Annotated in this window: 13 protein-coding genes; 7 read left to right on the top strand and 6 right to left on the bottom strand. The window is 39.4% G+C overall.

The genetic code is table 11. From position 1 onward, the window contains the following. Positions 1-18: 18 nt before the first annotated feature. The 3 genes from PLEUR7319_RS36395 to bchI all read right to left on the bottom strand — a co-directional run bounded on the left by PLEUR7319_RS36395 (position 19) and on the right by bchI (position 3243). On the bottom strand, positions 19-1236 hold the full coding sequence (locus PLEUR7319_RS36395; protein ID WP_019507433.1) for an MlaD family protein: 1218 nt from the start codon (positions 1234-1236) through the stop codon (positions 19-21). 27 nt (positions 1237-1263) lie between these two features. Then, positions 1264-2088, bottom strand: coding sequence for an ABC transporter ATP-binding protein (locus PLEUR7319_RS0122180; protein ID WP_019507432.1), 825 nt, complete (start codon positions 2086-2088; stop codon positions 1264-1266). Positions 2089-2169: 81 nt separating this feature from the next. Then, positions 2170-3243, bottom strand: coding sequence for a magnesium chelatase ATPase subunit I (gene bchI / locus PLEUR7319_RS0122175; protein WP_019507431.1), 1074 nt, complete (start codon positions 3241-3243; stop codon positions 2170-2172). 731 nt (positions 3244-3974) lie between these two features. On the opposite strand from bchI, the gene PLEUR7319_RS0122170 reads away from it, so the two are divergent. The 3 genes from PLEUR7319_RS0122170 to PLEUR7319_RS0122160 all read left to right on the top strand — a co-directional run bounded on the left by PLEUR7319_RS0122170 (position 3975) and on the right by PLEUR7319_RS0122160 (position 7311). Beyond that, positions 3975-4202, top strand: a complete 228-nt coding sequence (locus tag PLEUR7319_RS0122170; protein WP_019507430.1) for a hypothetical protein — start codon at positions 3975-3977, stop codon at positions 4200-4202. 89 nt (positions 4203-4291) lie between these two features. Then, positions 4292-5575, top strand: coding sequence for a ketopantoate reductase family protein (locus PLEUR7319_RS0122165; RefSeq protein WP_019507429.1), 1284 nt, complete (start codon positions 4292-4294; stop codon positions 5573-5575). An 89-nt stretch (positions 5576-5664) separates the two neighbouring features. Next, positions 5665-7311: an anion permease gene (locus PLEUR7319_RS0122160; RefSeq protein ID WP_019507428.1), complete on the top strand. Its 1647-nt coding sequence runs from the start codon at positions 5665-5667 to the stop codon at positions 7309-7311. On the opposite strand, the gene PLEUR7319_RS0122155 is transcribed toward PLEUR7319_RS0122160, so the two are convergent. Both PLEUR7319_RS0122155 and PLEUR7319_RS40220 read right to left on the bottom strand, forming a co-directional pair. Beyond that, positions 7259-8734: an ABC transporter substrate-binding protein gene (locus PLEUR7319_RS0122155; RefSeq protein ID WP_019507427.1), complete on the bottom strand. Its 1476-nt coding sequence runs from the start codon at positions 8732-8734 to the stop codon at positions 7259-7261. The genes PLEUR7319_RS0122160 and PLEUR7319_RS0122155 overlap by 53 nt on opposite strands. Before the next feature lie 576 nt (positions 8735-9310). After that, positions 9311-10162, bottom strand: coding sequence for an MgtC/SapB family protein (locus PLEUR7319_RS40220; RefSeq protein WP_019507426.1), 852 nt, complete (start codon positions 10160-10162; stop codon positions 9311-9313). 398 nt (positions 10163-10560) lie between these two features. Here PLEUR7319_RS40220 and PLEUR7319_RS36385 point away from each other — a divergent pair, with 398 nt between their 5' ends. Further along, positions 10561-12495 (top strand): tetratricopeptide repeat protein, encoded by a 1935-nt coding sequence (locus PLEUR7319_RS36385; protein WP_019507425.1) that lies wholly within the window; start codon positions 10561-10563, stop codon positions 12493-12495. A gap of 133 nt (positions 12496-12628) precedes the next feature. On the opposite strand, the gene PLEUR7319_RS0122135 is transcribed toward PLEUR7319_RS36385, so the two are convergent. After that, positions 12629-13156, bottom strand: coding sequence for a COP23 domain-containing protein (locus tag PLEUR7319_RS0122135; RefSeq protein WP_019507424.1), 528 nt, complete (start codon positions 13154-13156; stop codon positions 12629-12631). A gap of 301 nt (positions 13157-13457) precedes the next feature. Here PLEUR7319_RS0122135 and PLEUR7319_RS0122130 point away from each other — a divergent pair, with 301 nt between their 5' ends. The 3 genes from PLEUR7319_RS0122130 to PLEUR7319_RS0122120 are packed head-to-tail and all read left to right on the top strand — an operon-like array spanning position 13458 to position 21954. Continuing rightward, positions 13458-17348: a filamentous hemagglutinin N-terminal domain-containing protein gene (locus tag PLEUR7319_RS0122130; RefSeq protein ID WP_019507423.1), complete on the top strand. Its 3891-nt coding sequence runs from the start codon at positions 13458-13460 to the stop codon at positions 17346-17348. Beyond that, positions 17338-19263: a ShlB/FhaC/HecB family hemolysin secretion/activation protein gene (locus PLEUR7319_RS0122125; RefSeq protein WP_019507422.1), complete on the top strand. Its 1926-nt coding sequence runs from the start codon at positions 17338-17340 to the stop codon at positions 19261-19263. Before PLEUR7319_RS0122130 ends, PLEUR7319_RS0122125 begins: the two co-directional genes overlap by 11 nt. 36 nt (positions 19264-19299) lie before the next feature. Next, positions 19300-21954 carry a CHAT domain-containing protein gene (locus PLEUR7319_RS0122120; protein ID WP_019507421.1) on the top strand — a complete coding sequence of 885 codons (2655 nt, stop codon included), beginning with the start codon at positions 19300-19302 and terminating at the stop codon, positions 21952-21954. Positions 21955-21993 lie beyond the last annotated feature (39 nt).

Below are 21993 nucleotides of genomic sequence, written 5' to 3'. Positions count from 1 at the left end.
TTGTCAGCTTGTTGGTGATTATTTGGCTGATTTCGAGTCATTAGGCGGAATAGACAGAGCTTCCTGCATCGGTTTGACATCTTGGCTAATTTTAATCTGTTGTTCTAGTTGCTCGGAAGAAGAGACTAAATTACTTAAACCATCAACTAAGGTGCGGAAATTTTCTACGAAAGCAGGGTCTCCCGTAATAGATTCGAGATCGGCAGTGATTTTTTGGGCATTATCAAATGTAACCCTTGCTGAATCCAAAGTCTGTTGCAGACCAACCAAACTTTCTTGATTACCAAAGCTTTCGCTAATGCTCTTTAAGTTCTGGGATGCTGCTGTAGCATTGGTGGTTAGCTCTTGCAAATTACTCGCTAATTTTTCTGTATCGGCAGCATCTACAGTTCGATCCAATTTGACTACCAAAGTTTGTAAGCGATCGCTGGTAGTTCCAATACTGTCTAGGGTAGTAACTAGATTGGCTTTGTTTTGAGTAACTAATTCTTGGACATTACTAGTCAATTTGTTGATCTGCTGGGCAGTATCTTGATAGCTTTTAGCGGTGGCAGTTAGTTCTGTAGAAGTCTGGTTAGCGACATCGGTTACTGTTTTAGTAATAGTAGAAATATTGGCCACTTCTTGTTGTAGTTCTCTGACCAAAGTTGAGGTATCTTTACTCAAATTGGCAATCTCCGATGCTGCCAGAGAAGCTTGCTGAAATGTAGCATCAATTTTTTCGACAAACTCTGGTTCGCCATAGGCTTTGCTAAAACGAAAAGTATAAGGTAGTAAATCGTCTAGGGTAATACCTTTTTCTCCTTGAAGACGAGTATTATCACAGATGATTTTCGCTGAATCACATTGCGAACTAACTGGATTCATACTGAAGCTTTCCACAGGCACATTAGATTCAGGAATAATATCAATAAAAGTTTCGCCAATTAATCCCGAACTTCTAGCTTGAACAGTAACATCTCTGGGAATCAACAGCTTGGAAGAGTCAATTTCAATTGTGACATCAACTCCATTTGTCCGCGGTTGAATATCCTGAACTCTACCAATCTGTAATCCCCGATAACGTACTCCATCTCCCAATTGAATACCATTGACATCTGGAAAATCGGCAATTATTTGGTAGCTTTTTTCGCCAAATTTAATACCTCTAATCCAAAGCGCGAATCCACCAAACAAAACAATACTAAATATAATTAGTAACCCAACTGAACCTTCTCTCAGGGTACGCGATCGCATATTTTTCCTCTTCTCTATTCTTTTAGTTTAATCAATCACGCGAATTGGTCCTTCAACGCTAGCACTAAAAAACTGTCTCACGAGGGGATTATCGGTAGAGTCAATTTCTTCTACTGTGCCTGACCACTGAATTTTGCCCCCATACAAAAAGACTACACGGTCGGCAGTCCGACGAATAGTACTATCTTGATGACTAACCATAATATAAGTACCACAACCACGTTCTGTACACTGTAAATCCCGCACTAAATCTTCAATCACAGTGGAGGCGATGGGATCTAAACCAGCCGTAGGCTCATCATACAAAATTATCTCTGGTCTGCTTTTAAGGTTTTCTGGATTGTACATAATCGCACGGGCAAAACTAACTCGTTTACGCATTCCTCCAGATAACTCGGAGGGAAACAAATTATTGGTTCCCGTCAGCCCGACCATTTCTAACTTGTCGCTTACCAACTCTCTTATTTTAGGATGACTGAGATTAGAGTGTTCATAAAGAGAAAAGCCCACATTTTGTTCTACCGTAAGGGAGTCAAACAAAGCAGCTTGTTGAAACACCATACTGATACTAATTGGGTCTTCCTGGTCTTCGATTAAACCGGTACGCTTTTGACCATTGATATAGATTACTCCTTTATCGACCGGTATTAATCCGGCAATCATTCTAATAATAGTGGATTTACCAGTCCCAGAAGGTCCGATAATAACTAACGCTTCTCCTCGGTCTATCTTTAGATTGACCCGATCAAGAATGACGTTATTACCAAAAGATTTACTGACTCCTCGAAGTTCAATTAGCGGTGTTTCAGGGTTATTTTTGCTTACTAATTGATTGTCTGTAGATACTGCCATATGCTAATTATGGTATTGGCTTTGCCACTATTTAATCGCCTAGATCACCAAATTTGAGTGATTTTTTTGATTAAGTAATCTTTATTCTTCTAGTTCTAACCCAAAAACGCGAGCAACGGATTTATTTACTTTATAGCCAGAATCGATCGACTCTAGAGGATCTTTACGCAGACGATGACGTAAACTGAGAACAATCACTCTACGTATATCATCTACAGTTACTTCAGTCCGACCTTCAAAAGCAGCGATCGCTTTGGCCGCACGGTTGGTGACGATATCTCCCCGAAGACCATCGACATCTAATTCGGAGCAGATTTCAGAAATTTTAACTCGCAAATCGTAATCCATTGTTACGGAGGGGAGTAACTGTTGTGCTTGGACTATTTTGGCTTGTATGGCTGCTTGTTGCTCAGCATACTGATCACAGAAGAGGTTTGGATTGCTATCAAATTCCGCTCTTTGTTCGACGATTTTTACTCTCAGATCTGGCTCCTTAACAGTATGAATCTCCGCGTGCATACCAAAACGGTCTAATAGTTGAGGACGAAGCTCCCCCTCTTCCGGGTTCCCTGACCCCACCATGACAAATTGTGCTGGGTGACGAATAGAAATACCTTCTCTTTCCACAGTGTTCCAGCCACCAGCAGCAGAATCTAACAGTACGTCAACTAGGTGATCGTCTAGGAGGTTAACTTCATCCACGTAGAGAATGCCACGATTTGCTTTTGCTAGCAGTCCTGCTTCAAAGGCTTTGACTCCTTCAGATAGAGCCTTTTCAATATCAATCGTGCCACATACTCGATCTTCTGTTGCACCAAGAGGCAAGTCTACCATTTGAACTTTTTTCTTGACGGTTTCAAGGGGGAGCTGTTGTTCAATTTTTTGTTTAACTTCGTCGCTCATTAAGTCAGGATCGTTGGGGTCACTATTAAAAGGATCTCCTGCTACTACTTCGATTTCGGGTAATAAATCCGCCAACGCACGGATGGTCGTAGATTTACCTGTACCGCGATCGCCCATAATCATGACGCCACCAATCTTGGGATCGATTACATTGAGCAAAAGAGCTAGTTTCATCTCTTCTTGCCCTACAATAGCCGTGAAGGGAAAAACTACGCGGCGAGTCTTGGCAGGTGCTTGGAGTGTTGCAGTCATATCAATCTTTATTTATTGAATAGTTATGTTAGTTAGTAGAGATGCTAACCATTAATCTTTTATTAATAAGCGTATTTTATTGTGCCATGTTTCAGGGTTGTTGAGCTATGACAACTCTAAGACGATGAAGAATGAATTATCTAGAGTGAGAAATGAAGAGAATGTAAAGGTGCTGGTTAAATCCTAGCGTTTAATAGTTGTCAACAACTGATTTACTCATGATTTACTCATGAATTTAGTCGTTATCTTTTTGACAAGAGAATTTAAAACAAATTGATATCTTTAGAATTTAAAATACTTAAGTAGCAAACTGTAAAATAAGACACAATTCTTCTCAGTATTGTTGCTACGATATTAATAGCTTAATAACATCTTAATAGCTTTAATTACATCTTAATCTAAATGGTTTTGTAGCCTTAATAATTAAGTTTTAAAATCCTTATTAAGTATGTAAAAGGTTATTTTGTATAACTGTGTATAAAAAGCCTCAGCAGATCGAAGTGAGTAATGTTAACTAGAGTTTCTCATTTTAACCTAGTTGAGATACATAATTTGAAAAGTTACTTTTAAGTAATTTTAGTTACACCAAAGTAGCAAAGGTTACTTTTGAGAAGCTTTGATATTTTAAGATTGTGCTGATAGTCAGATAGTCTAAGTTACTTAGTTAATTAATTAAAGTTAATTGTTTGGCTGTCAACAAATCGCTTTGAAAACAAGAACAAAAAGTATTTATGCCGCAGCTTAAGTATTCTGAATATCTAGATCTTTTATCTGCCGCAGAACAAGTTTATTTACTTAGTTGTGCTGAAATTGAAGCTGCCAAAGACGCAGAATTAGCAGAACTAATCGTCACTCATCCCATTTTGACTTATGCGATCGCCATGAGCGATTTCCAACGCCGGAATGTACCCACTAAAAAAGTTGGTTCTCGGCAAAAATCTCTTTCTTTCTTAAGCTAAGTCAGCCCAAGAATCTATTAATTAGGATGGCCTTAGCAGTTCGTTTGCAGTTGTGAATAACTATTGGCAAAAAACATAATATAAAATCAATGAATAACATTTTAGTTATCGGTGCTGGTTCTGTCGGAGCATTAATGGGAGCTTCTCTCATCAAAGCAGGTTTAAAAGTCACGTTTGCGGGAAAACCCAATAGTACATATACTCAAAGACTGCAAAATCAAGGATTACAGCTATATTATGCTAACGGGGAAAGGCTCTGGATTTCTCCCCTACATCCCAATGTCAATTTTACAGATACCGCAACATACTTAAGTGAAAAATTCGACATTATTATAGTTGCTCTTAAGAGTAACGATCTAATAAGGGTTACTTCCTATATCCAATCTCATTCAACTCCAGACACTATTTTGATTCACGCGCAAAATGGGATTCCTTACTGGTGGTTTGACAATGATATTTACTTATCTTCACTCAACGACAATCTAGTTAATCAACTTAGTTGCCGTCGTTATTTGGATAGTGTCGATCAAAACGGTGCTCTGTATCGAGCTTTGAGCGATCGCATTTTAGTGGGCTGTGTGGTTAAAGCACCCTGTCAGAGAAATAAAGATGGGAAAGTCCAAGTCAAAAAACCACCCAAACTAATTTTAGGTTTAACAAAAAAAGATAGTCGTAACTTGAAACTACAAGTCACAATTCAACGCCTATGTGATTTATTTTCTCAATATGGAGTTGCTGCCAGTTACACCAATAAAATTCGTACAGCAGTATGCAATAAATTAGCTGTTAATGTTACTACTAATGTTCTTTCCGCTTTGACTGGTAGGGTAATTGCTGATTTGACCTCTAATCACTACACCAATAGCCTAATTAAAACTGTCATTGCAGAGATCAATCATGTTTTTGGCACCTACGGCATCAAGGCAGAGGATTTACCCACAGAACAAGGGATTTATGCCTATATCACAGCTCCAGGTAGTCAAAGTCATCTGCCTTCCCTCGCGCAAGACTTTTCGCAACGCAAACCAGGAGAAATAAGCTTGATTACTGCACCTGTAGAAATGGCACAGATTGCCCAAATTAATGTCCCAACACTATTGAGCTTGAGTGAGTTACTGAAACTGGGTCAAGACTATAACCTCAATATCTCTGATGATAAATCCAACATTCTCACCTTAGAACATCCTTCGGGGTGTAGCATGTTAACTTTAACTGACGATGTCTGCCAAAGTAGCGTAGTGGATAAATTACAGTTTTCTAATCTGCTAGTCCATCTACTGCGAGTTAATGCGTCCGCTATGACAATAGACCAAGTATTTACTCAAGATAAAACTTTTAACAAACAAGCTGACTTAATGCCAATAGCAAGTTAGAAAAATCTCTGGGGTAATTCTACAGAATCAAAACTAGAAAATTGGGAGTATCGGAGCAGTATTGTGTCGCATTAATTATTTTTATTTTCATGAAGCCTCTTGATACAGGTGAAAGATCTAGTCAGAGCAAAGGGTCTCGAAAGTCTTTGCGTTCACAAATACATCATAAATATCTTCCAGTAAAAGTCACCAGTCATCAAGATAAGCAGCAAGTAATAGTCGATCAGCTTAAACTGAATAAGCATTCATGGGCAGATTATTTACTAATCTTGCCCAGCTTTGGTTGGCTAATTAATCGCAAATTGGGATTTATTGAGATTGGGGAGGAAGTAAATCGTCCTAAGTCCTTTATATTTCCCCTTTTTGTCGGTATTTTGCTCTGGTTCATACCATCTCCTGAAGGAGTCAACGAGCAAGCATGGCATTTATTGGCGATTTTTTTGGCTACTATTATTGGCTTCATCACCAAACCATTACCTATCGGTGCAGTGGCAGTAATTGCTTTAACTGTCTCCGTCATTACTGATACCCTTACTATTGAGCAAGGATTAAGTGGTTTTAGTCACAAAACCGCTTGGCTTACAGTTTGCTCATTTCTGGTTGCCCGCGCAATTATCAAAACTGGTTTGGGAACCCGTATTGCCTATTTATTTATTACTATCTTCGGCAAAAATACTTTGCTGTTGAGTTATGGCTTGTTAATTACAGATTTAATTTTATCCCCTGTAATGCCCAGTGGTAATGCTAGAGGCGGTGGTGTGATTTTTCCGATTGTCAAATCATTGGCAACAGCTTTTGACAGCGAGCCTTATGATGGCACAGAACGTAAAATTGGTTCTTTTTTAATGACTACAGCCTATCAGGGAACTCAAATTACTACTGCCTTATTTCTAACAGCAATGGTGGCAAATCCTCTAATGGCACAGTTGGCTGATGAAATTGCCGGCGTGCAAATAGATTGGATAACTTGGGCTTTGGCAGCATTATTACCTGGAGTGATTAGCTTAATCGCAATGCCTCTAATAGTTTATTGGTTTTATCCACCACAGCTAAGATCTACTCCAGACGCTCCACAAATAGCTCAAGATAAGCTCAAGAAAATGGGGAAAATCAGACCATCAGAATGGTCAATGATTGTCATATTCATAGTCTTGCTGGTACTTTGGGGATGGGGTAATCAGCTTTGGGGCATAGAAAGTGTCACTACCAGTTTGATTGGAGTTATTTTACTTCTAGCTACTGGAGTATTAACCTGGAAGGATATTACACAAGAACAAAAAGCCTGGGATATTTTTATTTGGTTTTCTATCTTGCTGATGATGGCAACTTTTCTCAGTCAGTTTGGCTTTATTGGTTGGGTAAGTAATGTAATTGGCAGTGCCATTGAGAATTTATGGTGGCAAGTAGCTTTTGCCTGTTTAAGCTTGGTTTACTTTTATAGCAATTACTTTTTTGCTAGTAAAGCTGCCCGTGCCAGCGCGATGTTTCCTGCTTTTTTATCCGTAGCTATTTCTTTGGGAACACCACCAATGTATGCTGCCCTGGTTTTAGCTTTCTTAATTAATCTATCAGGCTGTTTAACTCATTATGGCACTGCCGAAGCACCAATTTATTTTGGTGCGGGATATGTAGATGCTGCCACTTGGTGCATACTAGGATTTTACTTAAGTCTAGCTTACTTGATCATTTGGACTTTACTCGGGGGTTGGTGGTGGCACCTTTTGGGCTTGGTTTAGGGGCTGCTTCGATAATCTGATCCATATTTAATGGTACAAAATCATAACCAGTTCCCGATTTTTTACCTGGCTTGATTTTGACCAGACCTCCTTGTAAATTGCGATCGCCCGATGGCAAAAAGCTAATTTCTGAAGTAGCCCCTTGAGTGGAAAACTCGGGATTAGCTAGAGTTTGTTGTAAATTTTGACGCTCTGCACCAGATGCGATCGCTTGAGAGACAGTTTGGGTTGCATCATATGCCATTGCCGTACGCCAATTGACTCCTCCCCCCCAAAATTCCTGTGCATTAACAATAAAAGAATTTCTAGCTATTGCTTTTTGATACCAAGGTACAGAGAGAACCATCCCACTTACATCATTCTGTCCATCCTTAAGAGTACTATAAGTATTTAAGGAATGATTTCCTAGCAAAGTCAAGCGATCGTCATTATCTGAAGCTATTTCCAGCGCTTTCTTGACTTTACGAACTGAAGGAGCCAATAACAATGTATCTGCACCAAGACTAATAGCTTGGGAAGGAATTTCTTCTGGAGAAAAATCTGCTGCTGCCAAATCACAATCGAATGGGGCAATCTTACCGCCATAATTGTATACTGCCCAGGTAAAATTCTCTTTGAACGAGACACTAACCTGAGAATCAGAATCGACACACATGGCGACGTTCTCGCTTCCAGCAACATTGACTGCATAATTAGCTAGAGTATCAGCTAAATTTCTGGTACTAGGAGTGGCACGAAAAATATGATTTCCCATTGCTGTTAATGTTTCGGCAGAACTGGTGGGAGTAATCATCACTAATCCCCCATCTTGATAAATAGGAGCTGCAGCAATAGAAGCGTTACTATCGTTGTGACCTACTACTGCCAAGATTTTCTGATCCCGCACAAATTTTTGGGCGACTTGTTGAGCTACTTCTGGATTGTTATCATCGTTGGCAATTTCAACCATCATTAACTTACCGCCAACACCGCCATTACGATTAATCTTATCTTGGGATTGAGCAACTCCCCTTAAGATTTCCTGAGCAACATTAAGATTTCCGCCGATGGGTACACTAACCCCAATCCTAAATGGAGATTCTGTTGTGGCAGCAATGGCATTATTAAGATAAATGCGAGTTTCAGGATCATTGCGAACCCTTTTAAGAGCAGATTGAAACTTTTCGATGGCAAGAACATAGTCACCACCAGCAAATGCAGTTATCCCTTCCTGTTTAGCTGCATCGTTGTTAGCTTTAACGAGTATTTTCTCTCCAATACTCATTCGCTTTTGAATCGGGTTTTTCTCAGCTTTTCCTGTAAATGGGAGTTGGGTGTTGTGGTTGCTAACCCAATAAACAACTGGACCAAATAAACCCAGAATAACAATATATAAAAAAAGTAAAAAGTTTTTTTGAGTGATATTGATTCGCTTATTTATCATTATAATAGATGACCAATTTAGACCAAGTAATATGTTGCTTTGAGCTGAATACGGAAACCAGTAAGCCTTAAAGTATTTTTGTGTGAGAGAGATACTTTCAAGCTGAGGTTATGTCGCTATACTTAAAATAAAGAGTAAGTAAGATATGCACTTCCCGAACTACAAGCCCTGATTAATGGCAATCAAGAATGTGAATACATAGAATACATAATCAACAAACCTGTCGCCAAAACACTATGACAACAAACCCGATGAGAATTTGTGAACGTCTTTTATTGCATAAAAGTTGTAGAAGATAATTCTAAAAAAAATTACACTTTAGAGTTTGTACAGAATTATAATATTTTTAGCACTACAAAATCAATTATACTCAACATCCTTTAATCTAAGCTTAAACATATCAAAGGCGCAACCGTGATTTCTACCAAAGAGCTCCTTGGTAATTGCAGACGAGTATGCTGATTAGACTGATATCGATCAAGTTAATTACTTTGATTATTTATCTAAATGTATAAATTTTTTTTAAAGTAGGATTAAGTAAAAGATCCTAAATATTAATAATTTAAATATTCAATTCTAAGTATTGACTGATAATAATTGCCAGGCAATTGATGTGACCTTGGCTTCAGCTTTTAGCAAGCTCACAATTTCCTCTAAATCTTCTAACTTAACTTGAATATCTTGAGATTCAAAATTGGCGTTAATCTCTACTCGTATTTCTCCAGACCTTACTCCATGATTAATATTTCTGCTTTGCATCCCTACAACAATTAAATTTCGTTCTCTAGCAAATTTAACCATTAACGTAAGCACTTTGGTCTCGACTTCTCGAAAGCAGATTAAGTGACAGCTGTATTGATTAGAATTACCTACAGGAGCAAGCTGAACACCAGGAACAGTTAAGTCATATATCTGAGGGGAGTTTGATTTTTGAGCAGTTACTGATGAAGATTTACTGTTTTTTTCTGATTGCCAGGTTTTATTTTGAGGCCAACGATTTACTTGAGCATCGGTCTGCTGCTTAAAAGCCTCCACTAGTGGTCTTAATAATAAATTAGCCCCAACAACCGCTATCGTGCTGAGATACGCATGTACTAAGTAACCGGAGCCTACCAAGGTACCAATCGCTGCCGCACACCAAAGAGTTGCTGCGGTGTTAATTCCTCGAACACTTGCTCCTTCACGCAAAATAACACCACCACCTAAAAAACCAACTCCAGATACTATTTGTGCGGATATTCTGGTAGGGCTGGCATCACCTGGAGTCATAATCGAGAGCATGACAAAAATTGCTGCTCCGAGGGTTACTAGTACATTGGTTTTTAGCACCGCTCTAGTTTTGAGCCATTGTCTTTCAATACCAATACCCATACCCAATAAAAATCCTACTAGGAGGCGAATTGAAAAAGTCGTCCATGTAATGGTCATAATTATGTATATCTCCGAGTCACTTTCGAGCTAAAGTTGTCTGTAGAATATAAATTTGCCCTTAAGCAATTCAGAGCCTTATTTCGGTTAGAAATTATTTTTCATAGGCGCAACTTATGAAAACACGCTGAGTTTAATAAAAGATTAAGCTTTATTAAATATTTACTTTTTGCGTAATATTTTCTATCGTGTTTATAATTCATATTAGACTTATAATGTTGTCTATATACATTAATGTCGGCATGTCGGCGCCAAAGCTTTTAGGATGAGTTTAGCGAGGTGCGACCTACATCATTACACTTGGCTAATCTATAATTTTTTGAATATTTGGATGAAAATATACTTACATCCAGAATAATTGAGTATTACAATATTTTTCGCGATTTAAATTAAAGACTGTGTCTAACTCAGAAAATAACATTCCCCTTGGCGCAGTTCTGCAGCTGGCTGGTCTTGTTTCTCATAAACAGCTCCAGCATGCTCTACAACAACAAAGCCAAAGTAATGACAATTTACGAATCGGTGAAATTCTAGCTTCTCAAGGGAGTATCAACTCGAAGACAGCTAATTTTTTTGCCGAGCAGTGGCCGACTTTAGTAGCCAAAAAAAAACAACAACCTATCGGTCAATACTTCAAACAGGCGGCGTTGTTAACCGAACAACAAATCCAGATTATTTTGGCAGAACAGATGCATACCCAGCTAAAATTTGGCGAATTAGCGATCGCTAAAGGTTGGCTTAAGGAAAAGACGGTAGACTTTTTTTTGAGATATCTTGCTTCCGACTATAAACACCAGAATCATACCACTAGAGCTATAACCAAGAATTCGGAACCCAAGATTTTAAACTCGATTAATCAACTTGACTATTCTCAGAAAATACACGAGCAGTTTCTCAAAATCAAATACAAGTTATTAAAACTAGAGGATCAAAATGCCTATTCTGAGAAAGTATTTAAAAAAGTTCTTTTTTGGACTGGAGGACAATCTGTTCTAACTCAGAGAGTATTTCGACTCATTGCCGACAATCAATCTTCAAATAGTCAAGACCATATTGCCCAACAAGTTGATTATTTAGTCAAAACAAAGATAATTCATGATTGGGAAAATCAGGAAAGTGGTCAGCATCTAATAGCCATAAAATCTCGATTGCTCAAAAATCAACAATGCGAATCGTCAAAGCTACTCAAGCTTTATCAACGAGTTTTAGAAGAAGAGGTGTTGCTTGACGACAGTCAAGAGCAGCAAGAACTAATTAATATTGGATTATTAGTCAAGCAAGGACAAAAGCTAATAGTAGCCAATCGAATATATCAATCGGTGTTCAATCGAAGTTGGGTCCAAAAAGAATTGGATAACCTAACTAATCACAATATCTCCGCAATTGCTATTGTTCCCGAAAACTCGACGGCAGTAGTTCCTGTGTCTAAAAGTCGACCTAGCTTTTTTCAACCCAGAACAATTCTGCTACTACTGGCTCTAATTAGTTTATTGTCGATATTTTTAAATATTATGTCTAAACGGATAGCAGTCAAAACAGCTTTTCAAAAAGGAAATGAACTATTAAAACAAGGTGATTTTGAACCAGCGATTCTGGAATATAATCGTCTGCTGAAAGTTGATAGCAATTATTTTCAAGCTTGGACAAATAGAGGTTATGCTTTAGCCGGATTAAAACAATACGATGAAATGCGGGAATCTTGCTCTACCGCAACCATCATTGAGCCGAAGGCTTTGTATGCTTGGAATTGTCAAGGAGAAGCGCTCCACAACCTTAAAAGAGAAAATGAGGCCGTTACTGCTTTTGAGACAGCAATCTCCCTAAATAAAAAGGAACCGATATTTTTGATTAATAAAAGTGAGTCTCTTAACGCTTTAGGAAAGTATGAGGAGTCTGTAGCCGCAATCGAAAAGTCAATCCAAATTTTAGAAGAATTGGAAGCAGCTAAAGGCAAAAAAGCTGTTAGCACCGAATTCGCGATCGCTTTAACTTATTTAGGCAATAGCTATAGAAGGAGAAAACAATATGCTATGGCGTTGATGACTTATAATCGTGCGTTAGAATACACTCCTAATTATTTTGCCGCCCAGATAGGGAAAGGAATTGTTTTAACCCAAGCAAAACGTTACCAAGAAGCTAGAAAAGAATTTACCGAAATTCTGGATAATGAACAACTAACAGAAGCAAAACAGGCACAAACTTGGTTTTATTTAGGCAAAACTCTTTGCGATTCACAGTTAAACCCTGAGGCAGGCATTGATGCTTTTGAGCAAGCCATTCAGCTAAGATCAGACTACGATGCAGCTGTAGAAGCTAAAAACAGATGCTACTAATTAATAATAGACAATTAGATTAATTAGATTATTTTGTTCTATTAATAACTGTATCTTAAAGTAGCATATGCTTAAACTCGACTCAATAAATTAGTTGAGTTTTGACAATTTCCAGACTTGATTAGCTTATCAGTTAAAAGGGTAATGGCCACCAAGAAGGTCTTAAGTCAGTATAAATGCGACTTACAGTTCTTGAGGAGGGAGGTTGAGAACCCTTAAAATTCCTGTCTAACATGCTATATAGTAATTCAGTTGGGCTAACTGGTTTGGCCAAAGAAAATAATATTTCACTGCCGTAACTGTTGCAATTTAGACCTCTTCTTTCCACTGCACATACTACTGGCTTCTCATCAATGGTGTCACTAGCCAAATAATTCATTCGATTTTGAGCGTAGAAAACCTGTAATGCTTGAGCAGTTTTTTGACAGTGGCGAAAACCATCATCTGCAGAAAAATACTGCGGCAAAAATGACAAGATGGGAGTAACCTGTGAGTGTTTTTGATTAGAAAAAGTTGCAACTACTGTAGGAACAGAAGCTTGTTGAACACAAGTGACATCAACTGCTTCGGAGGCTTCTCCTGGAGTTGAAAAGGAGCCTACAGTCACTAGAGCTATTGTAGGAACTGTTACTAAAGTTGCTAAATAACTTGAATTGTCCATGGTTCTTTCTGCTATAAACTACTTTTTTAGTATTAAGATACTAAGTATATACCACATAGTAATAATACTAATATATGATTTGAGGATCACTTTTATAGAAATAATTGTATTTTAAAGTAACTTAACCCCAAACATAATCAGCATTTTGAGCAAGATTTCTAAAATTGACGATCATGAAGGGGTTTGAGAGTAAATTAATCAGCGAATTAATCGATTTTCCATTGCTAAAGAATAGCAATAGATTGTATCTACTCCGCTTGGCTTGAGCAAAATACAATAAAATAGGACATTTATTCGTCAGATGATAGTTAGAAATATCAAACAAACAAATCATCAAGTATGGCAAAAGCTTAACGGGATATCACAACAATCAAGTCAAAGAACCAGTTGTCAAATTAAGCCAAATTGTGGCAAAAGTAAGGCTCAGTTAAATGTAGAACCAACTCTTTCTCTGGTTTGGGGAGGAATTTTGACTGCGGCTTTCCTCAGTAACATTAACACCCCAGTAACAGCTCAAATCTCATCTGATGAAACGGTTCCAACCCAAGTTAATCGCTCTGATAATGTTACTGAGATAACAGGTGGAACAACCAGAGGGGAAAATTTGTTTCACAGCTTCCAAGAGTTTTCTGTGGCAACAGGGAATACTGCTTTTTTTAATAATGCTATTGATATCAATAACATAGTGAGTCGCGTAACTGGTAACTCCATATCTAATATTGATGGTTTGATTCGAGCTAACGGTAACGCCAATTTAATTTTGATCAACCCCAGGGGGATTAACTTTGGTGCTAATGCGAGCTTAGACATTGGGGGATCTTTTCTGGGCAGTACAGCAGACAGCTTGGTTTTTGAAGATGGCACTATATTTAGTGCTAGGGATACGACTAATCCGCCCTTATTAACAGTTACGGTTCCTGTGGGGTTGCAGCTTGGACAAAATTCGGGGGCAATCAATGTTCAGGGGGTAGGACATAACCTGAGTCTGGCAACTCCTGTTTTCTCCCCGTTTACCAGAGGCAATGTGGGAGGCTTAAAGGTCAATTCAGGTCGGACTTTAGCCTTAATTGGTAATAACCTATCTTTGACAGGGGGGACTTTAACAGCAGAGTCAGGCAAAATTGAGCTTGGTAGTATCAACTTAGGTATGGTCGGACTTGATTTCAACTCTGAAAGTTGGGCTTTTGATTATGGAAATGTATCAAGTTTTAGCAATATCAACTTAGCGCAAAAAGCTTTGGTTGATGCTAGTGGTGATAATAATGGTTCTCTAAATCTATCGGGTAAACAAGTTTCTCTGCGAGATGGTTCGGCATTAATATTGCAAAATTTAGCTGATCGAACAGTGGGGAACATTAGTGTTGATGCGGCGGAATCCCTGACCATCGTTGGCGCAGAACCAGAAGGTGAAGTTGCCAGTGGTATATATACTGAAGCTTTGGGTACAGCTAAAGGAGGGAACGTTAACATTACCACACCGCAGCTAGTGATTGAGGAAGGAGCAAGTATTATCTCCACCACCTCTAGTAGCGCTATTGGAGGAAACGTCAACGTCGATGCCAGTGAATTAATTAGATTTGATGGGTTTTCTGAGATTAATCCTGGTCTTTTTAGTGCAATTTCTGTGCAAACTTTTGGGAGTGGCAATGCTGGAAATGTAACAGTCTTTACCCCAAAATTTACAGCTCTTGATGGTGCCAATATTTCTTCGGTAACAGGAAGCATGATGGGAACAGGCTCCGGAGGGAATATTCAGGTTGATGCTACAGAATCAGTAGAATTAATTGGAGCCAATTCAGTGGTTTTGTCTCCCAGTCAAATCACGGCAGGCAGTGGTAGTCTTGGAAATGCTGGTAATGTCGTAATTAACACTCCTAAACTAGTAATTCACGATGGTGCTAGAGTCGATGCTTCCGCTACAGCAATAGGTAATGCAGGCAATATCACTATCAACGCCTCGGAATCTATTGAAGTGAAAGGAACTTTTCCTGGTTCAATTAACCCTAGCTTAATTACTGCTTCGGCTAATATTCTCGATCCCCCAGTGAGAGAATTATTCGGCTTGCCTGACGTACCCAGTGGTGACTCTGGGAGTATCACCATTAATACCCCACAGTTGCAAGTGATGGATCGGGGGCAAGTAACAGTCCGTAATGATGGTACGGGAAGTGCAGGGAACTTAGATATTAAAGCTGATTTACTTAAGATCAATACCAATGGTGGCATTACCGCAGCAGTTCAAGAGGGAGCAGGGGGAACAATTGAGTTGCAGGTAGCCGATTCATTAACTTTAAATAGTGGCGGTCAAATTGTCAGTGATAACTTTGGTACCGGAGATGGAGGTGAAATTAAAATCTCTACTCATTCTTTAAATATCAGCGATCGCTCTTTTATCACCACGACTACTTTTGGGTCAGGTAAAGGAGGAGATATTACTCTTGAAATCGCCGAATCATTAAACATAACTGGAACTGGATTTGAGGAATTTCAACAGACCTTTCAAGCCAATGCTTTAGATGGCACCCTAGAACCAGGTACTAGGGGGACAGGGATATTCATTGGGACAGCCCTCAATGGGACATCGGGTAATCTGAAAATCGATACTAATTCTCTGAGTCTGACTGAAGGAGGAATTATTTTCAGCCCAATTTTTACCAACGGTAGAGGTGGAGATTTAGAAGTTAATGCCCAAAATATAGAAATAGTAGGCTCTGCCTTACAAATTAGTCCAGGATTAGACAGCACAGATTCTGCTCAGGCGGGTGATATTCTGATTGATACTGAGAGGTTGATGCTCCGAGATGGAGCAACAATTATTAATGCTACTTTTGGTGATGCGAGTGGCGGTAATATTAATCTAAATGCTGCCGAACTGGTCAATTTAAAGGATACTCCTCAAGAAGCACTATTATTTACCGGAATTTACTCTGGTACCAGCATCGGTACCGGCAAAGGAGGTAATATCAACCTTAAAACCGAAAATTTAACCATCGATGATGCTTTTATTAGTAGCAATACGGGAGGATTTATTCGCGGTGGTCTGAACTTTGGTGGCGGCGGAGATGGTGGCAATATTGCAGTTGAAGTTGCAGATACTCTCGAAATCACAGGTACTTTTGACGATCCCAGATTTGCTAGTGGGATTAGTTCTAGTTCCTTTACCAGTGGTGCGGCTGGAAATGTAGAAATTTTGACCGGTAATTTATTGGTTAGAGATGGTTCAGAAATTGCAGCTACAACTATAGGTTCTGGAGACGGGGGAGATTTGACAATTAAGGCTACTGATGCCATTGAGTTAACTGGTATCACCACAATGAACAACATGAAGCGAGGTGGTCTAGTAGCAGCTTCCGGTAGACCAGCTTTCCCCGAACAAGAAGCTAGTGGATCTTCAGGAGATATCGAGATTAGCGCGGGCAATTTGACAGTTAAGGATGGGGCAAGTATTGACGTGCAGAGTATCGGAACAGGAAATGCTGGTAATTTAAAGATTGAAGTTGAAGATTCAATTTTTCTCAACCGTCAGGGAACGATCTCTGCTGCAACTAACTCTAATACTGGTGGCAATATTAATCTAATTGCTGACAATATTTTTGGACGCGGTAACAGCACAATAACCGCTACGGCTAGTAACAATGCTGATGGCGGTAACATCGATCTTCAAACTAATAATTTTGCTTTGTTGGAAGCTAGCCAACTGACTGCCGATGCCAATATGGGTCAAGGTGGTCAAATCAATATTAATACTCAGGGATTGTTTATCTGTGAAGAATGTCGTATTAGTGCCAGCTCACAAGTAGGTTTTGATGGGGTAATCAATATTAATACCCTCGATCCGAATCCTAATTTGGAAGTGATAGATATACCTATACAGCTAACCCAACCCAAAGAGACAGTGGCATTAGCTTGTGGTGTGACCTCTCAACCAAATACCAGTAAGCTAACTTTCAGTGGACGTGGCGGGTTGCCACCTCGTCCTAATGAACCATTAACTAGTGAATCTCTGGTTAGCTTGGGAGTTGCTCGGCAACACAATCAGGGAACAGAAGAAAAACAAATTGAGCGTCAAGTTACATTTCCCCCACCTGCTCGTAACTGGTACACAAACTCCAAGGGAGTAGTCGTTTTGACAGCTCAATCTACTGCTGCTAATCCTCTTCAATTTAATTCTTCCAACTGTCATGTTCGCTGAATCACGTTCTTCTAGACCCAAAGTTAATCTATATCTGTCCGTAAAATCACATAAGTCTTTAATTGATTTAGCAGACTATCCAAATAAACGATTAAGTAGTCCTCAGCTAAAGATTAGTCAATGGGAAGTTTTATTGTATCGGACTTTAATTCTTAGCTGGCAATTGTCTGCTTCTAGTCAACCCCAAGGCATTAAGAAGCTATTCAAACTATTTAGTTATAGCTTAATCTTTTTACTTGCTGTATTTCGTCAACCCAACTCAGTTTCAGCGCAGTCTTTCGAGCCGTTAACCCCTGATCGCCCTCAACCTCGGCAACCTCAGCCTCTACCACCTAGGTCTAATCCCTTAAATGAATCCCTGAATGCTCCTCCAGTACCCGAATCTGTTCTGGATATTCCTGGTTCTATTGCAGTCGAACAATTTCAGTTTGCTGGCAATACGGTCTTTAGCCAGGCAGAATTGAAGGCGGCGATCGCTAATTTTACAGGTCAACCAATTTCTTTTGCCCAACTAATTCAAGCCGCTAATGCCATTACTGAGCTTTATGTTGCCAGAGGCTACATTACTTCGGGAGCTTACGTACCAGAGCAAAATCTGGATTCAGGAGTAGTCCAAATTCAAATAATTGAGGGGAGCTTGGCAGAAATTGAAGTTAACGTTGTCAAGGGAAGGTTAGACGAAGACTACATTAGAAACCGTTTAAAGAGGAAAACTCAAACCCCTCTCAACATTAATCAACTTCAAGAAGCACTACAATTACTCCAACTCAACCCTTTAATCGCCAGCCTAGATGCGGAGCTATCAGCAGGAATAGAACCAGGTACTAATACTTTGGCAGTGTCAGTTACTGGAGCAGATACTTTTAGTTTACAAGCGAGATTAAACAATAATCGTAATCCAAGCATTGGCACCTTTGAAAGAGGTATTGAACTGAGAGAAGCAAATTTATTTGGTATTGGCGATGGCATTCGTTTTGCATATTACAATACTGACGGTAGTAACCAGTACGAGGGAGGTTATATTTTACCCCTGAATTCTCGTGACGGTTCCCTCAGCTTTGATTTCCGAATTGCTAAAAATCAAATTGTCGAACCACCCTTTGACGATGCTGATATTGATATCAATTCCCGTAATTATGATTTAACCTGGAGACAACCTATACTTCAAAAAGCCACTCCCGAAGTAACCCAGGAATTAGCTTTAAGCCTAACTGCATCTAGACGAGAAAGCGATACTTCAATTTTGGATGTTCCAGAAGCTCTCTCTCCCGGAGCCAATGAAGATGGCGAGATTCGCACTTCAGTTTTAAGTCTTGGTCAAGAATGGCTGCAGCGTAATCGTAAACAGGTTATTTCAGCTCGCTCTCAATTCAATTTCGGTCTAAATGCCTTCAACGCTACAACTAGTGAAGAAGAGCCCGACAGCCAGTTTTTTGCTTGGCGAGGACAGCTATCATATCTCAGATTACTAAGTACACCGGAAGGTAATCCGGCGATTGGGTCAACTATCCTATTGCGTTCTCAATTACAGTTAGCAGCAGATCCTTTGATCCCAACAGAGCAGTTTAGTTTAGGAGGTGCGACAACCGTACGCGGCTATCGTCAAGATGTTTTGCTAACGGATAATGGTTTCTCTGCTGCCGCAGAGTTGCGACTGCCTATTGCTCACTTTGACAAAATTAATACCAGTTTGCAGTTTAGTCCTTTTATCGATTTTGGTACGGGTTGGAATGCTGATGGTGAATCAACAGAGTTTAGTACTTTGATGGGAACAGGATTCGGGTTACTTTTAGTTACAGAAGACCGACTATCTGCTCGTATTGATTGGGGCATTCCTCTAATCAATCACGATTTAGAAGATCGCACTTGGCAAGAAAATGGAGTTTATTTGCAATTGGACTTTAGTATTTTTTAAGTTAATTAATTTTTTAGAAATAATCTCGTTAAGCAAATGCAGCGTCGTATTTTAGTTTTTATTATTACAGTATGTTTGGCAGTCGCTCTTCATCTGCCAGGTCAATCTCAAGCACCTAATGCTCTAAAATTAGCGCAAGAAGCCCAGCAGCTTTATCGTACGGGTAAATTGGTTTCTGCCGCAACTACTTGGCAGCAGGCAGCGACTATATTTCAAGAACAGGGCGATCGCCTGGGAGCTAGTAAAAGTTTCATCAATCAAGCTCAAGCTTTGCAGGAATTGGGACTATATCCTAAAGCTTGTAACACTTTACTCAAAGCTTTTGAAGTCCAGCATCCTGATTGTACTGATCAACAGCTAGAGAAATTGCGGCAATCATTAACAACAAAAGCAAATTCTAAATTAACTATCACCCAAGGTATCGGCTTACGTAGTTTAGGAGATGTGCTGCGACGTAGAGGAATGCTCGCTCAATCTCGAAAAATGCTGGAATTGAGCGCAACAGCAACCCAAAATTCTCCTGAATGGGGGTCAACATTACTGGCATTAGGCAATATTGAACAAGCCTTAGGCAATCAGGTTCGAGATCGCTGGAATTACAACAAAATCACAGAAATTATTGACCGTCAAGATCCTGAACTGGCGTTAGAACCATATTTAAAAGCTTTTCAGGCTTATGAAAAAACTGTTGCCGACCAGCTTGCCAAACCGCTCACTCAAATTCAAGCTCAGCTTAATTATTTAAGTTTGTTAATTGAGATTGAAGACTGGTGGCAAGAACAAACCACTCGACGCATTAAATCTTGGCAACGGCTCGGGCAAATTGGCTTAACTGAAGCTGCAACAAACTTTTCTGACTTGTTAACGGCTAAATTAGCTCAAACTAGTTCTAGTTTAGTTACTGCTATTGAAGACAGTTGGTTCAATATAGCTCCTAGCCACCAAGGAATTTATGCTCGGATAAATTATACGAAAAGCCTAATTAAGCTGGGAGATCGAGCCCAAGTTGAATCAATTTTAAATACGGCTCTTCAACAAGCCCAAACTATAGAAGATCAAATCGCTGAGAGCTATGCTTTAGGATATCTTGGTCAACATTATGGTCAAACAGGTCAGTTGACCAAGGCGATCGCTTTAACTAATCAAGCTCTAATTTTGGCGCAAGCACAAAATATCAACGGTGATGCCAGAGAAGTTACTTATTTGTGGCAATCTCAATTAGGTCAACTATTAGAACAGCAGGGAAAAACTGATGAAGCGATCGTGGCTTATACTTCTGCCTTTAATACTCTCCAGTCACTGCGTACAGATTTGAACACGAATAATCAGGTCGTTCAATTTGACTTCCGCCAAGAGGTCAAACCCGTATATCTCAAGCTAGCAAATTTACTGTTACAGACAGATAACAATTCCTCAAAGCTTAAATCTCTTACCTCCCTCAAGTCCAGGAATACCCAAAAAGACGATTCTAATAACAATTTAGAGTTAGCTCGCCAAGTTATAGAATCTTTGCAGTTAGCAGAACTAGATAATTATTTTCAAGATCCTTGTTCGGAAACAGCCGATATCGCTGTGACTATTGATGATCTCGATTCTCAAGCTGCTGTACTTTATCCTATAGTATTGAGCGATCGCTTAGAGGTTATTCTCTCCGTAGCCGGAAAACCTTTACAAAGATTTAGCACCCCGATTGCCGAAAAAGAGGTCAACCAAACCTTAGATCTGCTTTACGATAGCTTATACAATCAAAGCGTCAACAATTCAGCGGTCAATATTTTTAGTACTACGCCCCTTAATCCCAAAGAATTAGAAGAAAATACTCAGACCCTATTACCAACGCTAAAACAAGTTTATAGTTGGTTGATTGAACCGTTAGAAACAGAATTGGCAGCTCAACAAATTCATACCTTAGTCTTTGTCCTCAATGGACAGTTACAAAACGTGCCGATGGCAGCACTTTACGATGGTCAGCAATACTTATTAGAAAAGTATGCGGTAGCCCTTGCTCCTAGTTTACAGTTGCTCAACACCAAACAAACAGCCAGAAGTAAGGTTAAAGTCCTAGCCGCAGGTTTGAGTGAGCAAGTAGTAATTCAGGGAGAAATTTTTCCGGCTTTAGCCAATGTTCCTGAAGAGTTAAGCAAAATCAAGGCTATTTTTCCTAAGTCCCAGCAGTTACTCAATCAAGAATTTACCACCAAAAGTATTGAGCAACAACTACAAACTGATTTTTCCGTGATTCATTTAGCCACCCATGGACTGTTTAGCTCCGATCCTCAACAAACATTTATTATCACAGGCGATCGCGATATTATTGACATTGAGACTCTTAGTACACTGTTAAGATCGAGCAATGGTAAAAAACCAGAATTAGTAGTACTTAGTGCTTGTGATACCGCTACAGGAGATGAAAGAGCTGTTTTAGGTCTAGCAGGAGTAGCAGTGCGCACGGGAACTAGCAGTACCTTAGCTTCTCTCTGGTCAGTTGGAGATGCTTCTACGGCTCGACTGATGAGTCAGTTTTATCGTGAGTTTGAAAATCCATCTGCTAAAAAAGCCGATGCTTTGCAGAAAGCCCAATTATCTCTAATTGAGTCATTACGAACTAACCCTCCTCTACCAGAGCTGAAACAATTACCCCCTCATCCCTATTATTGGGCTCCTTATGTTTTAGTAGGTAACTGGCAGTAAGTGATCAATGCAATGAGTAATTGCAATAAGTGATTAAAA

The organism is Pleurocapsa sp. PCC 7319, from assembly GCF_000332195.1.
In the GTDB taxonomy this organism is placed as follows: domain Bacteria; phylum Cyanobacteriota; class Cyanobacteriia; order Cyanobacteriales; family Xenococcaceae; genus Waterburya.
The sequence above is the reverse complement of the archived record's forward strand: the minus strand, read 5'-3'. Positions and strand labels throughout refer to the sequence as shown.